The 20,315-nt window shown below is 48.2% G+C and carries 17 protein-coding genes and 1 tRNA gene; 12 read left to right on the top strand and 6 right to left on the bottom strand.

All coding sequences use genetic code 11. The features are described from left to right. Nucleotides 1-278 precede the first annotated feature (278 nt). The 4 genes from OEL83_19320 (at nucleotide 279) to OEL83_19335 (ending at nucleotide 4,963) form a co-directional block, all read left to right on the top strand. On the top strand, nucleotides 279-1,652 hold the full coding sequence (locus OEL83_19320) for a hypothetical protein (protein ID MDK9709199.1): 1,374 nt from the start codon (nucleotides 279-281) through the stop codon (nucleotides 1,650-1,652). Between the two features lie 1,586 nt (nucleotides 1,653-3,238). Beyond that, nucleotides 3,239-3,427 carry a hypothetical protein gene (locus OEL83_19325; GenBank protein ID MDK9709200.1) on the top strand — a complete coding sequence of 63 codons (189 nt, stop codon included), beginning with the start codon at nucleotides 3,239-3,241 and terminating at the stop codon, nucleotides 3,425-3,427. A 456-nt stretch (nucleotides 3,428-3,883) separates the two neighbouring features. Continuing rightward, the gene (locus OEL83_19330) at nucleotides 3,884-4,726 is read left to right on the top strand and encodes a hypothetical protein (protein MDK9709201.1); all 843 of its coding nucleotides are present in this window, start codon (nucleotides 3,884-3,886) and stop codon (nucleotides 4,724-4,726) included. Nucleotides 4,727-4,768: 42 nt separating this feature from the next. Further along, nucleotides 4,769-4,963: a hypothetical protein gene (locus OEL83_19335; GenBank protein MDK9709202.1), complete on the top strand. Its 195-nt coding sequence runs from the start codon at nucleotides 4,769-4,771 to the stop codon at nucleotides 4,961-4,963. Nucleotides 4,964-5,247: 284 nt separating this feature from the next. Here the strand turns inward: OEL83_19335 and OEL83_19340 are convergent, their stop codons facing one another. The 5 genes from OEL83_19340 to OEL83_19360 all read right to left on the bottom strand — a co-directional run bounded on the left by OEL83_19340 (nucleotide 5,248) and on the right by OEL83_19360 (nucleotide 8,622). Continuing rightward, a complete protein-coding gene (locus OEL83_19340; protein MDK9709203.1) occupies nucleotides 5,248-5,643 on the bottom strand; it encodes a hypothetical protein in 396 nt (131 codons plus the stop codon). A gap of 60 nt (nucleotides 5,644-5,703) precedes the next feature. Continuing rightward, the gene (locus OEL83_19345; protein MDK9709204.1) at nucleotides 5,704-6,282 is read right to left on the bottom strand and encodes a hypothetical protein; all 579 of its coding nucleotides are present in this window, start codon (nucleotides 6,280-6,282) and stop codon (nucleotides 5,704-5,706) included. 157 nt (nucleotides 6,283-6,439) lie between these two features. After that, on the bottom strand, nucleotides 6,440-6,685 hold the full coding sequence (locus OEL83_19350; protein ID MDK9709205.1) for a hypothetical protein: 246 nt from the start codon (nucleotides 6,683-6,685) through the stop codon (nucleotides 6,440-6,442). Between the two features lie 107 nt (nucleotides 6,686-6,792). Further along, entirely contained in the window at nucleotides 6,793-7,914 is a 1,122-nt protein-coding gene (locus OEL83_19355) for a site-specific integrase (GenBank protein ID MDK9709206.1), read from the bottom strand. A gap of 632 nt (nucleotides 7,915-8,546) precedes the next feature. After that, a tRNA-Ala gene (locus tag OEL83_19360) sits at nucleotides 8,547-8,622 on the bottom strand. Nucleotides 8,623-8,888: 266 nt separating this feature from the next. Here OEL83_19360 and OEL83_19365 point away from each other — a divergent pair. The 5 genes from OEL83_19365 (at nucleotide 8,889) to rodA (ending at nucleotide 14,490) form a co-directional block, all read left to right on the top strand. Then, complete coding sequence (locus tag OEL83_19365; GenBank protein MDK9709207.1) at nucleotides 8,889-9,926, top strand: rod shape-determining protein; 1,038 nt, start codon at nucleotides 8,889-8,891, stop codon at nucleotides 9,924-9,926. Nucleotides 9,927-10,074: 148 nt separating this feature from the next. After that, complete coding sequence (gene mreC / locus OEL83_19370; protein MDK9709208.1) at nucleotides 10,075-10,893, top strand: rod shape-determining protein MreC; 819 nt, start codon at nucleotides 10,075-10,077, stop codon at nucleotides 10,891-10,893. Between the two features lie 8 nt (nucleotides 10,894-10,901). Next, on the top strand, nucleotides 10,902-11,432 hold the full coding sequence (gene mreD / locus OEL83_19375) for a rod shape-determining protein MreD (GenBank protein MDK9709209.1): 531 nt from the start codon (nucleotides 10,902-10,904) through the stop codon (nucleotides 11,430-11,432). Beyond that, nucleotides 11,429-13,372: a penicillin-binding protein 2 gene (gene mrdA, locus OEL83_19380; GenBank protein ID MDK9709210.1), complete on the top strand. Its 1,944-nt coding sequence runs from the start codon at nucleotides 11,429-11,431 to the stop codon at nucleotides 13,370-13,372. The genes mreD and mrdA overlap by 4 nt, the downstream gene beginning before the upstream one ends. Further along, nucleotides 13,369-14,490, top strand: a complete 1,122-nt coding sequence (rodA, locus tag OEL83_19385; protein MDK9709211.1) for a rod shape-determining protein RodA — start codon at nucleotides 13,369-13,371, stop codon at nucleotides 14,488-14,490. The genes mrdA and rodA overlap by 4 nt, the downstream gene beginning before the upstream one ends. Nucleotides 14,491-14,610: 120 nt before the next feature. Here the strand turns inward: rodA and hemH are convergent, their stop codons facing one another. Beyond that, nucleotides 14,611-15,576, bottom strand: a complete 966-nt coding sequence (gene hemH / locus OEL83_19390; protein ID MDK9709212.1) for a ferrochelatase — start codon at nucleotides 15,574-15,576, stop codon at nucleotides 14,611-14,613. Nucleotides 15,577-16,084: 508 nt separating this feature from the next. On the opposite strand from hemH, the gene OEL83_19395 reads away from it, so the two are divergent. The 3 genes from OEL83_19395 to OEL83_19405 all read left to right on the top strand — a co-directional run bounded on the left by OEL83_19395 (nucleotide 16,085) and on the right by OEL83_19405 (nucleotide 20,302). Continuing rightward, nucleotides 16,085-16,618, top strand: coding sequence for a cold shock domain-containing protein (locus OEL83_19395; protein MDK9709213.1), 534 nt, complete (start codon nucleotides 16,085-16,087; stop codon nucleotides 16,616-16,618). Nucleotides 16,619-16,840: 222 nt separating this feature from the next. Beyond that, a complete protein-coding gene (polA, locus tag OEL83_19400) occupies nucleotides 16,841-19,510 on the top strand; it encodes a DNA polymerase I (GenBank protein MDK9709214.1) in 2,670 nt (889 codons plus the stop codon). A 96-nt stretch (nucleotides 19,511-19,606) separates the two neighbouring features. Beyond that, a complete protein-coding gene (locus OEL83_19405) occupies nucleotides 19,607-20,302 on the top strand; it encodes a hypothetical protein (GenBank protein ID MDK9709215.1) in 696 nt (231 codons plus the stop codon). Nucleotides 20,303-20,315: the final 13 nt, after the last annotated feature.

Genomic DNA, 20,315 nt, shown 5'->3' on the forward strand with positions numbered 1-20,315 from the left:
ATCTCCCGCAACATCCATCGAGACACCTTGGAAACCGAAAATAGACTTCATTACTTGTCGAGTTTTGGATACCGGCTTTGTGTGCCCTGACAAGACGTTAGGGTAAGCCCTAATAACCGTTGCTGTCCTGTGTCTTATCACCGCCACCTACAAGAGATAAAACATACGCAACCCAAGCCCCGCCAGGCATCATATCAGAACTCTCGGCTGATGTGGTGTCTAGTGGGGTTTTCTTATTTAATCAAAGAGTTACCCGAGAGACACAAGAAACCGAGAGAATGAAGAAACCAAGAATTAAAGCGATTGACGCAGTCATGGGCACAGGAAAGTCTACATGGGCAATCGAAGAAATCAAACGTTCGGACCAAAAGTATATCGTGGTGCTGCCCTATGTGGATGAAATAACCCGGTATGCCCAGCAACTTGAAAATGATGTCAATGTATCTGCCCTGGATGACAGGGTTTACGAAGAGGGAACCAGTAAGGCCCAGGCATTTAGCGATGCCTTGGAATATTCAGATTGCATCATTATCACCCACAAGCTTTTTGAAGACCACATTACCCGAGAAACTCTGCGGCGCATTGAAGAGGACGCTTGGCGTCTCCTGATTGATGAGACGCTAGGAACCTTTGAAGAGCAACACGGCCTCGATTGGCATGACATTGAAGCCTTCAAGAAAGATGGAATTGCCGATGTTCAGCGGCTTACTCAGGCTGTCTCAAGGCTTATTCTCAATGAGTCAATTTATGATGAGTATATGACCAAGACAAAGGTGAAGAAGGAAAGAAAGGACTTGGTCAGGAATTTGCTTCACCGTGATTTCCTTATCGTAAACACCGAGGAAGGCAAGGACGACTACTATATGTACACCTTGTCACCTAGGCTTCTCAATGCTTTCAAGGGGATAACCCTGCTAACCTACCTGTTTCAGGGTAGTGAAATGGATTTATGGTGTCAGTTTAACGGATACCAGGTTGACCACATGGAGTTGGTACGAAACGGTTCAGGGCATCGTCTACAGCCTCATTGTGGCGTTTACTCTGGAGTGCAATTCAATAACTTGGTGGAAGTAGTAGCGCCTCAGGGGCGGGGGAAAAGATATGGCAACGACCAATTCGACCTATCCAACAATCAGATGAAGAGGTTATCCAAAGACAGCCCGGAGTTGAAGGAGATTAAGCAAGGTCTGCGAAACTTCTCGATCAAATACAAGTTCGACCATGAGGGGGATTTTCTCTTTACGTGTAAAAAAGAAATCATCGAGAAGGGTTTTCTCTTGGATCGGCAGCAGAAGTTATACAGGCCCTATGTCGGAGAACAAAACTGGCTGGCCTTTAATGCCCGTGGACTGAACGAATACAAGGATAAGCATTACGTCTTTTACGGGATGAACGTATTTCAATGGCCAAGAGTCAGCCTCACTTTGAAGGGTTTGGGATTCTCGGATTACAATCAGGATCATCATGCCTTATCAATGATGCTGCAGTTTCTTTGGCGGTCTGCAATCCGAGTAGGCGAAAAGATTATTGTTGCGGTGCCTTCACGACGAATGAGGGAATTGCTCAACGATTGGTTAAAAGGGCAAGTTCGGTTTACATCTGGTCGACAAATGGAAGGCGATTGTTACGCTTCGGCGGCAGCACTTACCTAACATAACAAATTATCATCAGGCGCAGAAGTGGGGCAAAATGGTCTGTAGTGTATTGATATTGTTGTTGAAAAAAAGGCTCCTCGTAAAAGAATACTAGCGTTTGCGCTTGCTCCATTGAGACTCCTGAGACTGCCGGTTATCAGGTTGATTATAGACGGTAGTTAGCCATGTCCCCTTATATCTCCGATGTTGACAGAAGGTTGATTGACTTTGTGTCTATTTGGGAGATTCGAGGGGACGTGGTTGTGGTCTCTTTGAGGACGAATGATCTAGAGTTTGATGGGTTGTTGGTTACTGGTCGTAATCCTCGGAATACTCCCTTTGGTCGTAGTCCTCCGGTTTGACCACCTCCACTGCGTTTCGGTACAGGGTATTTTTGGTGACCTCAGATATTAATTAATAATACCCCAAGGGTTCACCGAGCTTTCCACGGTATGCGTTTTGTTAGCATTCTGCTTACCTCAAGTTATTTAAGTCTATCCTTTATTTCATCTTACCTGTGCTGTTCCCATATTAACCCAAGCTAACCAGGCCTACCATGTCACCACACGCAACACCACGAGAACAAATTGAAAGAAGACTCGCTAAGTACACTATAGTAACTTGCCGTAATCAAAAGGTAAGAGTCATGTTTAAGCCTCGTCAGCGATTCAACAAAGAATCCAATAATAACAATCTCACAGGCTCATTCTGGTATACGCTGAGTGGCCTTTCCCTAGTTTTGGGATGTCATCGGCAAACAATTCTGAAACACGTACCGGATATGAAGCGAAACCTTAGGCTAACCAAGATGTTATCCGAGTATAAACAAGGAACTCGCTACGAATGGGTATCATGTATTTCCAGTAAAGGCCTAAGGGCTGTGCTTAGGTCAATGAGGAGGTCGGCCATTGAAAGCAGGGCCACCAAGGAAGTTTGGCAACAATTACTTGTATCGTTACCAGGGTTGACCAAGGCATGATCTTAGTGAACCTTTCGGCTAACACTTACCCTCTATATCTATATTTCCCAATGGTAGTTATGAGATAACATAGACTTGAGAGAGTCTGAAAATCGCAAGCAGTATGCACATGTTGATGGAAAGTTAATGATCATTTTCTCTAAGAGAAGCGAGTCATGGTAATTAACTAGCCCCGATGTGTCCTGCTTGCGAATCCTCCTGTTTGCGTGTTCACCTGCCTTTTTCACCAAGGCCTTCCTAGGTCTACCAAGTTTCAACCCTGTGCATGATCAATTTACCCTACAGACACCGCAATAGATGAGTCTTTGAAGAATCACCGAGTTCTCAGCTATTGTGACACCAGGTGATTTATCAAGCACTACCTACAAGAAAACAATCCTGGATGAACTTGATGAAGTCATCAAGACAGCCAAGGAAAACAATCGTGAAATTGATTACATCGAGGTGACCCAAGAGGAAGCTACTAAATTCAAAGTTGCCATGTATGGCAGCTTGGCTGAGTGTCCTGCGGGATTTCCAATGAGGTACAACGGGATTGAACTAAGGCTCACCAAGTCAACCCTGTGTCCTCCGACCGGCCCACTGTATCGATCTCGGTTTCGATCCCAATTCTAAGAGGTGACCTATGTCAACAGAAACAACCAGGGTCTACCGAGTTCGCAACAAGAAGACGGGTGGCTACTATAGGAACCTAAGTACCGGGACTACCTTCTGGCAACGAAGAGGAACTGCTGAATCATACAAGGCAATGCTGAGAAACATTGATGACATCGAGGTCGTCGAGTTTGAACTGAGGGAGGTGAAGGAGAGATGAACAGAATCATACTGATGATATTAGCGGTATCCCTGGTGTCAGCCCAGGCAGCCCAGGCTGCTGTGGTGGTTTCCGCCCGACCTGCCCCAATGGTTATCTCAAGACCTGCCCCGGTGGTCGTAAGTACACCAAGGGTGGTAGCACCCACAGTGATACCAAAGACACCCGTAATGAATCCTACGAACAACCCAGGCCTATTCAGCGGCATGTGGGCGTGGCTGTTTGTGAGCCACAGTGACAACGATAAAAAGGAGAAGAAGAAGTGAAAGATATGTTTGGTAAGCCATTGGAAGTAGGCACAAAGGTTGTCTACATCCGGAACAGTAAGACCTCATGGTCAGCATATTGTGCAACCGTGGTTGGCTTCACGCCAAAGATGGTTCGTATCAGTACGCCAGGGGTGGGCCATGTGAAACCTAGTAGCTTGCTAGGTTACGATTGGACGGAGGAGAAGAAGTGAATGAAATGAAACTAATGAACATGGACTACTCCGCCGCCGAGCAGAGAGTCATGGCTCACATGATGTCCACCAAGGTTATCAATGGTGTGCCAATGATGTCCCATTTGCAGATCACAGAGTTGACTGATAAACGCCAGGATTGGGTGAAGTCTGTCATGGATGAGCTGAGAAAAGAAGGACTTATCCCGACACTTACAGAAATCCTGGAAGTTAACCATAAGAACCAGAGGGTAAAAGTCTACTATGTCAACGAGAGGGACAGCCATGTGGTTGTCGCTAGGCTATCTCCAGAGTACATGGCATTCCTGGTTGACTTCTGGATGGCCAATAGGGACAAGCCGATGGCTCAGTTACCTGACTTCAGTGATCGGGTTGCAGCAGCAAGAGCATGGGCTGATGCGATGGAAAAGGCTGACGCTGAGAAACTCAGGGCTGACTCTGAACAACTCAGGGCTGACAAGGCTGTCAAAGAGAAAGCTTGGATCGAAGATAAAGCCAGAGCATCTGCCATGGGAACCGCCAGTGCTGCCAAGAAGGAAACCAAGAAGGTCGTAAAGGAGAACGAGAAACTCAAAGAGCAACTTGCTATCAACGGCACCTATCTGACCGCCAGAGCAATCCCTTGGCTGAAAGACTTCTTCCGCCTTAGAACCAATAGTGAATGGGCAGCAATCGGTAAGGAGCTACGATTCATCTCACAGTACCGGAATTACGACATGCCAAAAGTGGCTGACTCAAGGTGGCGAAATGGGGTCAACTCGTATCACAAGGATATCATAGGAATATTCCATAGATCACTCATCAATGATGGTCGATATATGGAAAAGTTTCGTAAGTAGTCAACCTTATTATCAACAATCAACAACGGAGAACCAAATCAAATGCGTAACATTCCAGGAATTCTTATCATCATCATTGTCTGCATGCTCATCCTTGGTGTCGTTGGGTACGGCAAGAACTTCATAAAGTTAATCTCTTGTGACTTTGAGGCACCTTATAAGGCTGAGATCATTCACGGTATCGGTATAGTCCCGGCTGTCGGCGGGATCACTGGCTGGCTGGACTTCGGGAAGTAAACCATGACTCTCACAGCAGCATTCATTGTAGGATTACTAGGCGTTCTAGGCATAGTGGCAGTCATTGCTACATTCTACATAATATCAGTTTATTAACCAGTTCAAATAAGGAGAATCCCACATCTTACACTTCGACGTAGAGACTAACGGTCTTTACTGGGAAGTAACAAAGCTCCACTGTCTCGTTATCTACGACGACATCACCGACACCACTCACGTATTCGATCCAGTATCCCCAAGGCCTATTGAAGATGGACTTAGGATGCTCATGGCAGCAGACTTTCTTATTTCTTGCTTGGTAGTTGAGGTTGCGGTGAAATTGCCTCTCCTTGTACCTGTTGGGATTGAAAGGATTGGAGAATATAGTTATTTCTAATGACTTCCTCCCTGAGTTCCTTGACATGTTGCTTTAGGACCGCCTCCTCTACAAAGTCTAATTTACCTCTGCCATCAACATTAACTGTTCCAACCACCTTAACAACTGGAATTTTTTTAATTATTTCAAGACTTTCGACTTTCTTTTCGTCCTCAGGAAGTTTGCTAACCCTATCAAGTTCAGCATAGGACACAAAATCATCCAAAGGATTCCTGGCTGGAGGTGCAGGTTGCCACAGCTTCGCCGTGATTGTTCCGAGTAAAATAGCGATTATTGTCAGTATTGTTTTTGAGTAATTATCCATGGTTATTGAAAATTCCTGTTATAATCGTGTTCAAGCCACCCAGACATACCAAAGGTGACATTAAATGATATTGTCGTTTTTTAGAATATATAACAAGTATTTATGCATATTTCTTAATACATGTTCTTCTGCATTGTCAGGTGTCGCAAATGGGAAGACAAACATCATTGGGAACCATTGGACAAGAGTCCATGCATCCTTCACCTCGTAATTATGAACCTGTTTATTCTGAGCCACAACGTTTACATTAAAGGTGTATTCAGATGTTGCCCAAGATGGGATTATATAAAAGCTTGCGCCAGTAATAACTGCTGGAATCAGACCGAGTGGGTTTTCATATTTATTAATTGTTACTCTAACTTGAACATCTGAATTAGTTTCATCGGTCGTTACTGTGCAGCACTCGGAATTTCTTACTGCACGAATGAATTCTCCCTCCTGTGCGTTTTCGGAAATAGTTGTTGAGCTTATGTCCATGTTTGAGTGATAGATCACTCTATAAAAAATCCTTGTTTTCTCCTTGTCATTATCCCTTGGAAATGCGCCATCACCTATAACGGCTATGTTGTTGTTTTTTATTCCCGCACATCCGGTAAGAAATAAAGACGCAAAGATCAGAAGAATGGCCAGGTTACGCATGTCGATTACTCCATAGTTATCTTTTAAATTTAGCATATTAGCTTTAAGAATCGAGGACACTACAACTGTGTATTTGGATAGTCAATATCAAAGGTTGGGGAAGCTAAAGCCATAATCAATTTTCTCTCTTGCTTCCCCCGGCCTACCCTGCCCCCCGTTACCCTACAGACGACACAGAGGTTGCTTTGATCAACTCTTGCAAGACCCCAGCCGCCCGGTGAAGCTCTGTAACTGCCAAGTCAATTTCTTCCCTCTGTGCTTCCGAAATGTCTGTCCAGTCCGTGAAGTGGTCGTGATTATTCGCAATATCCTCGACACAAACATAGCTACCCTGGATTGCCTCAATGATAATTGCTGAATCGGTGGACTCTTCTTTTCTGATGTTTACGGTTACGCTGTTCATGCTGTGTTCTCCTTTTGTCTGTTTGGGTTGTCGCTAGCCTCCTTATGGGATAGCCAACGGATGATTGCTTTGGTTGATCCAAGCGCCTGATCTGGTGTAGCCTGGTGTCACCTTTGGTAGGCCACATTCAATTCAATGCCATAGTCAATTTTTTCGATTGCTTCCCTCAACAGTATCTCAGGCGTATACCGCTTCCCATAGCGCCCCATGGTCTCCGAGTTGATTGTATGCCCATCGAGTTCATGGATCATAAAGGGGTCAACCTGCTTGTGTTTCAGGTGAGTAATGAAGGTGTGCCGGAATGAATGGAAGGTCTTGCCCTGGCCGATTCCTCTGAGCTTTTTGAAATATTGGAACCATCTGCCGACCATTTGGCCGTAACCATCACGCCTTCGTCGCAGCTCTGGGAATAGCCTGGTTTCCCCCCGTGCCTTAAGTTGTTCTGTGTATTTTAGGAGACCGAGGTCAACCAATTGGGGATGAATTGGCACCAGACGAACGCTTGAAAGATTCTTCAATACCTTCTCTCCTCTATTGTTGATATCGAAAACCCAAACGTCACCTTCTTGCCTGATGTCTTCAAGATGAAGTTGGCAGATTTCCTCAAGTCGACAACCGGCATACAGGGCTATCAATGGTGCCCAATACCGGGAGGGCTGGGAAGTGTCCGGGGTGTCGAAGAGTTTCTGCAAGTCTTCAATGGTGTAAGCTTCTCGTTCTTCATCGGGTCGACTGTGGAGTTTTACTTTGAAGCCACCGGCTGGATTGACCTGCATGTATCCATGGGAGACAGCAAAGGAAAAGAGATTACTCAGGCGGGAGATATACTTGTTGACTGTGTGGGCGCTCAGGGTCTTTTTCGGTTTCGTCGCGATGATCTCAGCAATTGACTTGGTTGTAAACTTTGGAATCTTTCGCATGTTCGGCGGGAGTTGGACGATTACCGCTTTGAAATCGCGCATGATCCCTTTGTCGATGGCATCGGCAGGAATGTCACCGAATATCTCCAGGAAGAGATTGAATACCGCTTTGTGATCTTCTTCTGTTTTCTCTCGCCATGCTTGGGCGACCTCCTTTTCTTTGAAGAAGGCGTCTTGTATATCAGTGAAGGTGAAGATTTTGGCTGCCGTTCGATGTGAACCGATAGCCGTAGTCTTTTTAGCGGTAAACAAAGTTGTCGGGGAATTCTCTATGGTTTGATTGCCTTCGGTGTACACCTTTGTGGACAATGGCTTTGTCTCTGGAAGGCCCGTGGAATAAGGAGTTTCAGCAGACCTACGGCGAATTGTGTACACAGATTTGGTCACAGATATACCCTTGGTTTCCACAGAGTTGACCTGACCTTGGTCCTTGGCGGTTGCAACCTGACTCAGTGTTGCAGGGGAGACATTGCTTGTTTCGGTTGGCCTATCAGTAGCTTCGATTGCTGATGAAACGAGTAGGGGAGGAAGACGCAGGAAACTCTGCGTAACTGAGGAAAGCCGCGCCTGCTTGATCATCCCCTTGATGGCTGGAGTAATGGACGGCCATTGGAGTGTCTCGGCTACTGCCTTGTTATCACAGTAAATACAGCGGCGTGCATCCTCGAAAAGACCTTGGACAACTGGCAGGAGACTGGCCAAGTGTTTCCTCGCAGTGTAGACACAGCGTGTCTTTAAGCTGTACTTGAGTTCTCTTTGAGGGATGATCGAGCGACAATCAAGGGGAACCCGCATACGGAAGATGAATAGTCCTGTCGGGGTCTGTTGAAGATATTCAGGAGCGTTAAAACGACTAAAGGCCATCCTTGGTCAACCTCCGTGTACAAGAAGGTGGACAAGATGGCCTTAAATCAACTACTTTTCTAATAATATCAAACTATTGGTGGAGCTAGACGGGATCGAACCGACGACCTCTTGACTGCCAGTCAAGCGCTCTCCCAGCTGAGCTATAGCCCCAAAATTTGCACATCCAAAAAACACGGCTATCATTAACAAGCTTTCAAAGATGTGTCAACAGAAAACAGGGCAATCTTTTTATAAAAAAATAGCATAGTTGTTGCTAACGAAATTGAGGTTTGGTATGCTTCTCGGTTTCTTGAGGGTGGTTGTCTTTTTCACAAAATATACACTCTCGTCAAGGATCAACGTCACAATCCGGCATTAGACAGAAACATTCTCAAGGTTGGACCGGGTTTCTCTTATCTTATCTCAAGGAAGAATACATGTATTCACCATTTAATTTTTTATATCGATTTTTATCCAATGATCTGGCGATTGATCTTGGGACGGCAAATACGGTTTTGTATGTAAAAGGTAAAGGAATTGTCCTGAGAGAGCCCTCAGTTGTTGCGGTACGGCAAGATGGCAGGATGAGCAAGGTTCTGGCTGTTGGCCAGGAAGCAAAAATGATGCTTGGCAAGACTCCCGGAAATATCGTAGCGATTCGCCCCATTAAGGACGGGGTTATTGCCGATTTCGAGGTTACTGAGGCGATGCTCCGGTATTTCATAAATAAGGTGCATAACAGAAGGACTCTGGTGCATCCGCGGATCATTATTTCGGTTCCCTCAGGTATCACCCAAGTCGAGAAGAGAGCCGTTCGGGAATCCGCTGAATCTGCAGGTGCCAGAGAAGTCTTTCTCATAGAGGAGCCGATGGCCGCCGCAATAGGCGCTGGTTTGCCGATAACCGAGCCAACCGCCAACATGATTATCGACATCGGTGGTGGGACCACCGAAGTTGCAGTCATTTCTCTGGCCGGGATTGTTTATGCGAAATCAGTGAGAGTCGCCGGTGACAAAATGGACGAGGCGATTCTGCAGTACATTAAGCGTAAACATAACCTGGCAATCGGCGAGCGGACCGCTGAGTTGATCAAGACCACCATCGGTAATGTAATGCCCGAAGAACCATATGAAACGATGAATATAAAAGGGAGGGATTTGGTCTCGGGGGTCCCCAAAACCCTGCAGGTTACTGCTGAGGAAATACAATCGGCAATAGCTGAGCAGGTGGATGTGATTGTCGAGGCGGTACGAGTCGCCCTTGAGGTTACACCACCTGAGTTGGCTGCTGATATCGTCGATAATGGTATCGTCCTGACCGGAGGAGGGGCGCTTCTGAAAAACCTTGATAAGTGCTTGAAAGAGGCGACCGGTATGCCGATTATCGTCGCTGAAGATCCTTTATCGTCAGTTGTCCTCGGTTCGGGAAAGGCTCTTGATAATCTTGATATTCTCAGGGAAGTAACCATTGAATAGCCGCCAGTCATAGGCTTGTACTAACTGCTCGCGCCGGTGAATGGTGATTCGCCGGCGCCCCGTGTCTTGTCTTCAATAGTTGTGATCTGTGCGAAAGAATACCAAAGCTAAACAGGATCGATCGATTGGCTCCACCATCAGAATCCTGTTGCTGATAACAATCTTGCTTGTAGTGGGTTTGTTGTTACTTGCCGCCATGCTTGGTGGCCGGTTTGGGGCACCTCATCAATTGACCCTCGATTTTATCGGACCTTTACAAGGCACTGTAACTCGGACGTTTTCCGGGATCGTCAGTCTTAAAAACGATTATCTCGCCCTAGTGAATGTGCGGGCTGAGAACAAACAACTCCAAGCACAAATCGACAAATACCTCACAGAACTTGGGGAATACCGTGAAGGTTACAGCACCTACCGTCATCTCCAGGAACTTTTGGCGGTAAAAGAGAAGTTGACCTTCCAGCCCCTCACCGCCAGAGTGGTCGGGAAGGAACCTGCCTTTTGGTACCAGACCATCGTTGTTGACCGTGGCAAAAAGGACGATGTGTTGGAGGGAATGATTGCTTTGGCACCCGGTGGTGTTGTCGGGCAAATCATGCACACCGGGGAGAACTACTCGAAGATCCTCCTTGCCAATGCCCCGAGCAGCGCCATTGACGCCATGGTCCAGAAAAACCGGACACGAGGAATTCTGAAAGGGGCTGGAGAAAAGGGCTTTACCTTACAATATGTGCTGAAAAATGCTGACGTTGAGGTGGGAGACCATGTCGTTACTGCCGGAATCGGCGGGGTTTTCCCGGCTGGAATACCAGTTGGCAAGATTTCCAAGATTGAAAAGAAACAGCGGGGTATGTTCCAGGAAATTGAAGTCCAGCCGAATATAGATTTTCAAAAATTGGAATATGTTTTGATTGATCCTACGGATCGCAAGGCCATTTTAGATTCCATGAACCTGACGCCAGAGAGGTAGTTTTGCCGATGCTGGTAATTGTGTTTTGGGTGGTTGGTGTCGCCTTAATCGTTGCCCAAACTACCGTCCTTGAGTTTTTACCACCGTGGTTAGGAAGGCCGGATTTGGTATTTATTCTGGTTTCCTTCATTGCCTACCGCTTTGCATGGATTCCCGGAATAATATTGGTTTTTGTTTTGAGTTGGATTATGGATGTCGTCGCCGGCATCTATCTCGGTTTGTATCCTCTAGTGTGTCTTCTTGCTTTTACTGCTCTGAAAACGTTAACAAATCGCAATCCTATAAAGGAATCAACCTATCAAATACCTCTTGTCGGCTTGAGTTATTTTCTCGCGCAGATTCTCTTTTACTTTATCAATTCAATACTCTTGCCCGACATGCTTCCGGAATGGTCATGGCCCGCAGCTCTGCAAAGAACGATTTTGGTGATCTTGGCCGCGGTGCCACTCTTTGTTCTGTTTAATGGATTGTACGAATACATCCTCAAGCGGCGTCTCCGTGGTAAACCGCCTCGGAGACGCTCCCAGCGGGCAATATGAATCCAGAAGATGAAACTGGTCTAAAATTGGCCTTCAAGGAAATTGAGGATATCGAAGAGCGCGATGACGCTTCCCTCGATTTATTGAAAAAAAGGCTGCTCGGCGTAGCGATAGTCGTGCTTTTTTTCTTCGTGATCATCATTCTCCGGCTGTGGACCTTGCAGATCACCGATGGTCCTGAGTATGAGAAACGGTCGTATGGCAATCGGGTCAGAATACGACAAATTGCCGCACCGAGAGGCCATATTCTTGATCGAAATGGCAGAGAGATCGTCACCAACCGGCCTTCTTTCGATGTCCTGCTTATTCAAGAGGATTCAAATGATATTGGCGATGTTCTCAAAAGATTGTCGCCGGTACTTGGTGTTGATATAAATGACCTGTGGACGAAGGTTCGGGAGGCTGCCGGCAATCCCCGGTATATGCCGGTGCGATTGAAGGAGGATATTGATTGGCAGACCCTCGCCTATCTGGAAAATCATAACCGCGAATTCTCAGGTATACGTATTGAGGTACAGCCGGTTCGCGTCTATCATTATGAAGATCTTGCCGCGAATACGATTGGCTATCTCGGGGCAATTTCCAAGAAAGAGCTCGATGAATCGGACAAAAGCATATATTCCGGCGAAGATATCATTGGCAAGAAAGGTATCGAACGACTCCGCGAGAAAGATCTGCGGGGCAAAAAGGGGCAAAGTTATTCCGAGGTTGATGCCAAGGGTTTTGAGCAAAAGCAGTTAGAAAAAGTTGAGCCCCTTTCTGGAAAGGAAATTCGCTTAACCCTTGATGTCGATTTGCAACAGATAGCCGAGAGTTATATGGCGGCCGGAGAAAAATCCGGAGCCGTTGTGGTCATGGAGGTCAATACAGGGCGATTACTGGTCGCGGTGTCTGCTCCCAGCATCCGAATAAAAGAATTTATCGGTGGCATATCACAGGAACAGTGGAAGGCTTTACTTGATAACCCTAAACATCCGCTTATCAATAAGGTTGTGCAGGCAACATATCCACCCGGGTCGACGTATAAAATGGTGACGGCCTTAACAGGGCTTGCGAAAGGTGCCATTGATGAAAATACCGGAGTCTTTTGTCCGGGATCATATACCTTTGGCAACAGGACCTATAAGTGCTGGAGGCATAGTGGCCATGGCGCGGTCAGCCTGAACAGGGCAATTGGAGAGTCCTGCGATGTCTATTTTTACCAGGTAGGACAGCGGGTTGGTGTCGATGCATTGTCTGAGTATGCGATGAAACTAGGCCTCGGGGCCAAAACCGGCGTAGAAATGGAGTACGAGAAAGAGGGTTTGGCACCCACCAAAAAATGGAAACTCAAAAATCGCAAAGCCAAATGGCAGGACGGGGAAACGCTTTCCGTCGCTATAGGTCAGGGCTATAACCTGGTCAGTCCGTTGCAGGTCTGTGTGATGACTTCAGCTTTGGCCAATGGCGGCAAGGTGTATCGACCAAAACTCGTTGAGCAAGTCGTCGATTTAGAGGGGACCATCGTCGAAAATTTTGCTCCGGAACTGGTCAGCCAACTTCCTGGAATGGAAAAATATTTCAAGTTAATTCGCAAAGGAATGGAAGAGGTGGTTCAGGGGAAGGCTGGGACGGCTCGCAACGTTGCAATTGAGGGCCTACGGATTGCCGGCAAGACCGGTACCGCCCAGGTTGTACGCCTCGCCCAGTATCGTGGCCTGAAGGAGTCGGCCATTCCGTATGAAGTCAGGGATCACGCCTGGTTTACCTGTTATGCCCCGGCGGACAATCCGGAAATCGCCGTGACAGTTCTCGTCGAACATGGCTTGCATGGGGGATCGGGGGCAGGACCTATTGCCAGGGCTATTTTAAATCAGTATTTCCATGGGAAGTTGGATGTCAAGGCTACGGGGAAGGTGGAGCCGGTGATAATTGATCAGGACGACGGGACGATAGAATGATTCGCATAGACCGAAGGTTGATTGAGCATTTCGACGTGATATTGCTGCTGCTGATTTTTTTGGTATGCATAATGGCTTTCTTTAACCTGTACAGCGCATCTTTCCCACCGAGAGTCTCCGGTCTTCCACCCTATGTCAAACAGGCCTATTTTTTCCTCATGGCCTTTGGCGCTTTTCTCTTTGTCATCAGTTTTGACTATCAGAAGTTGCATTCTTGGAACTATCCCGTTTATGTGACGGTCATTATCCTGCTTATCTTGGCGGAAACCATCGGAAATACCGCGGGTGGGGCGCAACGCTGGATCAACCTCGGATTTTTTAAGCTGCAACCGTCGGAACCGGCCAAACTGATGCTCATCATCACCTTGGCCAGCTATTTTTCCAGGAAGGAATTAACCGAGGGATATTCGATCAAGGACCTCATTGTACCGATCGTCCTCACCGCTATTCCGTTTGTGCTGATCCTTCTGCAGCCGGACCTTGGCACGGCAATGATGCTTGGTATCATTTTCGTATCAATGGCGATGTTTGTTCGTTTGAAAATGTCCACCTATATTGTCATGGGCAGTCTGGCCTTGGGGCTTGGTATATTTGCCTGGGAGAAGGTGTTGCGACCGTATCAGAAACAGCGAATCTGGACCTTTCTCGATCCTGAGCAGGACCCAATGGGTCACGGCTACCAAGTCCTGCAGTCGAAGATCGCTGTGGGCAGCGGAGGCAAGTTTGGCAAGGGATATATGGAGGGTACCCAGGGGCATCTGCATTTCTTGCCTGAAAGGCATACCGATTTTGCCTTTTCCGTTTGGGGTGAGGAGTGGGGTTTTGCCGGGAGTGCGATTTTTATCGGCACCTACTTTCTCCTGATTCTGTGGGGGTTATACGTGGCAATGTACGCCAAGGACCGTTTTGGGGTATTATTGGCTTTTGGCGTTGTGGCCCTTATATTTTGGCAGGCAGCGATAAATCTTTGCATGGTTTTGGGATTTTTACCGGTGGTTGGGATCCCATTACCCCTCTTTTCCTACGGCGGATCGTCCCTCATGACGACCATGATTGGTCTTGGGATACTGATGAACGTACGGATGCGGCGTTTTCCAAATTCCTTGTCAAAAGACTAATCTCTAGCCCACATAAAGAGTTGCTTCAGATGGTGTACCAGGCGTTCCGCGCTGGGGTGAGCACGACCCTGACTGCCTCAGTTTACCCCTTGCAGCCCCTGGCTTAAAGGTGGATTCAGGTTAGAGATGATTCTCTTCTTCCATTTGCAGGACAAGTTCGCGCAAACCGGCAATAAAGGTAGGGTTGATATTAAGGGATTCACAGGTCCGTAAAATCATTCCCAGTTGCGCCGCTTTATCCTTATAAAGGATGTTCAGTTCGAAAAGTGTCTCAATGTGATCCGAGACAAAACTGATCGGCACCATAAGGATGTTTTTGCATCCCTCCCGCGCCAGTTGGTCGAGCATTTCCGGAATAGAGGGTGACAGCCATTCGACCGGGCCACTCCTGCTTTGGTAACAAAGCCTGCCCTGCACCCCGATGATTTTCTCGATTGCCTGGATAGTTTGGCTGATGTGCTCGACATAGGGGTCGCCTTCTTCGATAAAAGACACCGGGAGACTGTGGGCGCTGTATACGAGAGACACCTTCTGGCCCTTGAATGTGCCTAGTCCCTCAGTGATATTCTCGGCTAAAGCGCGGATATAGGATGGTTGACTGGGCCATGAGGCGATGATTTTCAGCGGGGTCTCGGGGGCAATTCGGTTCAACGCACTGCGAAAATGCCGTATCGATGAGCCGGTTGTCGCCTTTGAAAAATGGGGGTAAAGGGTCAAAAGGAGTATCTGGCCTACGCCGCGTTGAAGAAGGGTTGTAATTGCTTCTTCGGCCATTGGCGGCCAATACCTCATGGCCACGGTGACGATGTAATCGCCGTCATTTCGAAGGGATGCCTCCAGCGCCATGGCTTGGCTGAAGGTAATTGCCTTGAGTGGTGAGCCACCGCCGATTTTCGCATAATTGGCACTGCTTTTCGGTGCTCGCCTTTTGGAGATAAGCCAGGCAAGCGGTTTCTGCATGAAGGCAGGTCCTAATCGGATTATCTCGCGGTCGCAAAAAAGATTATAGAGAAAGGGTTGGACATCATCCAAGGTGTCGGGGCCGCCCATGTTGACCAGAACAATCCCTGTCGTGTTGTTTTTCACTAGTATTCTCCGTGTATTTCTCAAGTTGCTGGGGTGTTGCGAAGAGAGTTTTTCCCCGGGATTTGACGTGCGGCTTTACAAACGATGGCAAAATTTCCCGAACCACTTCCCCTGTAAAAGCAGAAGCAATGGCGGCACATATTGCCCAGAAAGGGTATGCAGAAAAATCCTTGACAGCAAGAATTGCAGGCCAAAGAGGAACGGCTGAAAAACCGTTATCATTCTACTAGGAAAGGGCAGGCTTGGCCAGAAATCTTGTCGAAGCCCATCAATTATCTGCGACGACATTGTGCGGCAAGTGGAAAAGCAGGGGACCTTGCTTGATTCTCAAAGTGAGGAGAATATAATATAGGTAAGAGTCGGTCTCATCTGGTCAAAATGGTCGCAGCAGCCATAGTTGCTTTCAGACCAGCCTGAGGATCTGGTGCGATCGACAAGGAATTGCATCTTGCGATGCATGATACGAACAGTGGAATGCCATTGTTTGAATCCGAGATGGAGGAAATCTATGGAACTGAAGATCGAAGCCCGAAATGTTGAGTTGCGTAAGAGTTGGCAGACGAAGATTAGTGAAGAGCAGGAAAAGCTCGTTCGTCATTATCCCAATTTTGTACTTCATTTACGTATCAGCATTGAAGCCACAACCCATTACAAAGAGGGAGGGTATGAGATCAAACTTGTTGCAACGGTGCCAAACGATACGGTCGTTGTGACAAGAAATGGCGAGTCTGTTCGCGCCGTACTGACGGAATCATTCGATGTGTTGACACTGCAACTAAAAGAGATTCAGCGCAAGAAAAGGAAAACCCAAAAGGCGCCCAGTGCTGGAGATGGAGTAGATAATGTTGGAATAATCAGGAAGCTTTCGCCGCACGAGTCGTACGGTTTTATTATGTCTTCAGACAAACGGGATATCTATTTTCATGAAAATGCGCTGAAAAATGTCAACATGGAAGATCTTGCCGAAGGAGATAGCGTGATCTTCGGTGAGACCACCGGTGATAAGGGCCCACAGGCTTCGTGGGTGAGATCGGCCGAATAGCGATCGGCAAAGATAACTTAGCTGCCAAAGGGTCTTGGACATTGTTGTTCAAGACCTTTTTTTGTTGCGGCTCTTGATGCAACTATTATGACAAAAATTCTACGGTACAAATTGGGGAAAAGCAGCTATACTTTTCGCCCCTGCCTGAAAGGTACCCAACGAACTTGTTCGCGGAGTATCGATATTCAAGGTAACGAATTGTAATTGAAGGAGAAACAGGTTTTGCAAGAAGAAGTCTACCTTATCGATGGCAGCTCCTATATCTACCGCGCCTATCACGCAATCGCACCCCTCTCCAATAGCAAAGGCGTGCCGACCCATGCCGTACTGGGTTTTGTTAACATGGTTAAACGGCTGATCAGGGAAAAGCAGCCGAAATATCTGGCCATTGCCTTTGATAGCCGCGGACCGGTATTCCGCCACCAACTGTATCAGGCATATAAGGCCAACCGGCCGCCAATGCCTGATGACTTACAGGCTCAAATTCCTTTTATCAAGAGCTTCGTGGCGGCCTCGAATATCCTCACCCTTGAAGAGCAAGGCGTCGAGGCAGATGACATCCTTGCCTCAGCCGTGCGGCTGTTTACCAGTCGTGGTCAAAAAGTGATCCTGGTATCCGGTGACAAGGACCTGTTGCAGCTGGTGAATGCCGATGTGGTTATGTGGGACCCCATGAAGGACCGGGAGATGGACAGGGAGGCGGTTCACCAGAAATACGGTCTGTATCCGGAGTTGCTTCTCGACCTCTTTGCCCTCATTGGCGACACGAGCGATAATGTTCCCGGTGTTCCCGGGGTTGGACCGAAGACTGCGGAAAAACTGATTAGTGCCTATGGTTCTCTTGACGGTCTTTATGCCCATATCGACCAGTTGAAACAGTCGCGGGTAAAGGAACAGATTGTTGCCAACAAGGAACAGGCCTATCTGTCACGGCAGCTGATTAGTTTGAAAACAGATGTCGTCATCCCGGAGGAAATATCGAGTTATGCACTTGTCGGGGCCGATGACGAGCAGTTGGCGAAAATCTATACGGAGCTTGAGTTTTCAAGTCTCCTGAAGGGCATAGATACCTCTCGGCCGGTGCCTTGTGATGGTTTCATGACGGTTCGTACTGGTGCAGAGCTTGCGGCCATGGTCGAAGAACTCCAAAATACCGAGGTTCTCGCCGTTGATACCGAGACCACTTCCCTGACTGCCCGGCATGCCCGGCTGGTTGGTATCTCGCTTGCCAAGGATCTGGAAAGGGCTTGGTACATACCGGTTGGCCACCTCGATGATCGGGAAAACCTGGTCACGGGGCAGCTTTCAGCTGATGCGGTAAAGGCGGCTGTGGCACCGTTGTTGCTATCTGAAAAGGTTCTGAAAATTGGTCATAATCTGAAGTACGATATCACCGTCTTCAAGCAGCAATGGGACATCGACTTTGCAGGCAGATCGGCCGATACCCTCATTGCCGCCTACCTTACCGAAAGCGGTGAGCGATCTTTGAAACTTGACGACCTCTGTCAGGCCCGGGGCTTGCGTTTGACCAGTTTTTCCGAGGTTACCGGCAACGACAAGCGTGAAAATTGCTTTGCCTATGTGGATGTCGAGAAAGCCGGGCATTATAGCTGCGAGGATGTCTATGGGGCCTTGGTACTGTGGCAGGAATTTGCACCCTTGCTAAAGGAAAAAGGCCTGGAAGATCTCTTCTGGCGGGTGGAGATGCCGATAGTTGCAATCCTTTCCGAGATGGAAATCGCCGGGATCTGCATTAATCCGGCCGTCCTTGCCGTGCTGTCAAAGGAGTTTTCGGAAAAGCTTGCGACCCTCGAAGGACAGATATATCAACTTGCCGGGCATCCCTTCAATATCAACTCCCCCCGGCAGCTGGGCCAGGTACTTTTTGAGGAACAGGGCCTGACGCACGGACGCAAGACTAAGACCGGATTTTCAACGGATGTCGGGGTGTTGGAAAAACTTGCGGTAAAACATCAATTGCCGGCGCTGGTCCTGCAATTTCGAACGGTAGCAAAACTGCTCTCGACCTATGTTGAGAAATTGAGCCAGCTGCAGGATCCGCGGACCGGGAGGATCCACACCTCCTTTAACCAGGCGGTGGCGGCAACCGGCCGATTGTCCAGCAGTGATCCGAATCTGCAGAATATTCCCATTCGAACCGAAGAGGGCAGCCGCATTCGCGGGGCCTTCGTCCCCGCAGAAGGGCTGGTGTTTCTTGCCGCCGATTATTCGCAAATCGACCTGCGTGTCCTCGCTCATTATTCGCAGGACAAGGCCTTGCTCGGCGCTTTCCGGGCAGGCGAGGATGTGCACGCCCGGACCGCCGCCGAGATCTTCGGTGTGTCCCCTCTTTTGGTTACCTCGGAGATGCGCCGGGTGGCAAAGTCCATCAACTTTGGCATTGTCTATGGCATGAGTAGCTTTGGCCTTGCCAATCAGCTCGATATCGGCAGAAAAGATGCCCAGAGATTTATCGACAGGTATTTTTCTTTGTATACCGGGGTGCAGCGCTTTATGGGAGAGATTGTGCAAAAGGCCCGCGATGATGGCTATATTACAACGCTTCTTGGCCGCCGGCGAAGTGTCCCCGATATAAACGCCAAAAACAAGACGCAAAGAGAGTTTGCAGAGCGCACGGCCATCAACACCCCTATCCAGGGTACCGCCGCCGATATTATTAAATTGGCGATGATCGAGTGCCGACGGTCGCTGCAATTGGCCGGTCTGTCGGCCAGAATGCTCCTGCAAATTCATGACGAGTTGGTCTTTGAGCTTCCTGAGGCGGAGATTCCGGCCACGGTGCCAATCATTAAGTCAGCTATGGAGAAGGCCATGGCGCTCGATGTACCTCTGGTCGTCAACTGTACGGTCGGCAGCAGTTTGGCAAAATGATACCGCCCGCGTCACGCGGCGAGTCGATGATTATTGTCTGCAGAGGAGAGATGTTTATCCTTTGCGCTCTACAGTTCTTTTTAGCTGAGAAAAGATATGGCGATACCACAACAAATTGAAAAGCTTATCGAAGAAATTCGTCTCTATATTCGCTATGCCGTTCCCGAGCAGGCGGTGGAGGAGGCGAATGCTTTGGTTGAAAGGTATCGAAGGCAGCCGAGGATTCTCCGTCTGCTTAGGGAACACTATGTAGCCTTGCCCGATGCCCTGGAAGAACCTGTGATCCGTGTTTCTAAGATAGTGCAACGGCAAGGGGTTTATTTGTTTGTCCTGACCTCTGCCTCGGCCGCTCATTTATATGCGGTTTCTCATGATGAGGTCGTCTGGCTTGGGGAATATCCGGTGGAACTCGATCAAGAGGTTTTGGATCTTTGGGGCCTTGCCAATCAGGAGGAGTTTTTAAAAATCTGCCCACCGGTCAAGGAGCTGGAGGACTACATTGTCGACGGAGACTACGGCAATCGGGGGGAGTGCCCGGCCTGTGGTGTCGAGGAAGGCGAATATCATCTGCTTGGTTGTTCGGTGGAGATCTGTCCGTGGTGTGAAGGTCAGTTGAGTAAGTGTAACTGCCGTTTTGAACAGCTTGAGGCTGAGGCGGTTCATGACGAGGAGCAGTTGGAGCGGTTTCTCGATTTGTTGACAGCCAAGGGCCGGATACCCTTCATGGTCAACCAGGCGCCTTACTACCCCGGCACCAGCGATGGCCTGGATCGCGACGAAAAAGAGAGCTGAACCGATGCCCCCC

Origin of the sequence: Desulforhopalus sp. (assembly GCA_030247675.1) — a bacterium.
Taxonomy (GTDB): Bacteria; Desulfobacterota; Desulfobulbia; order Desulfobulbales; family Desulfocapsaceae; genus Desulforhopalus_A.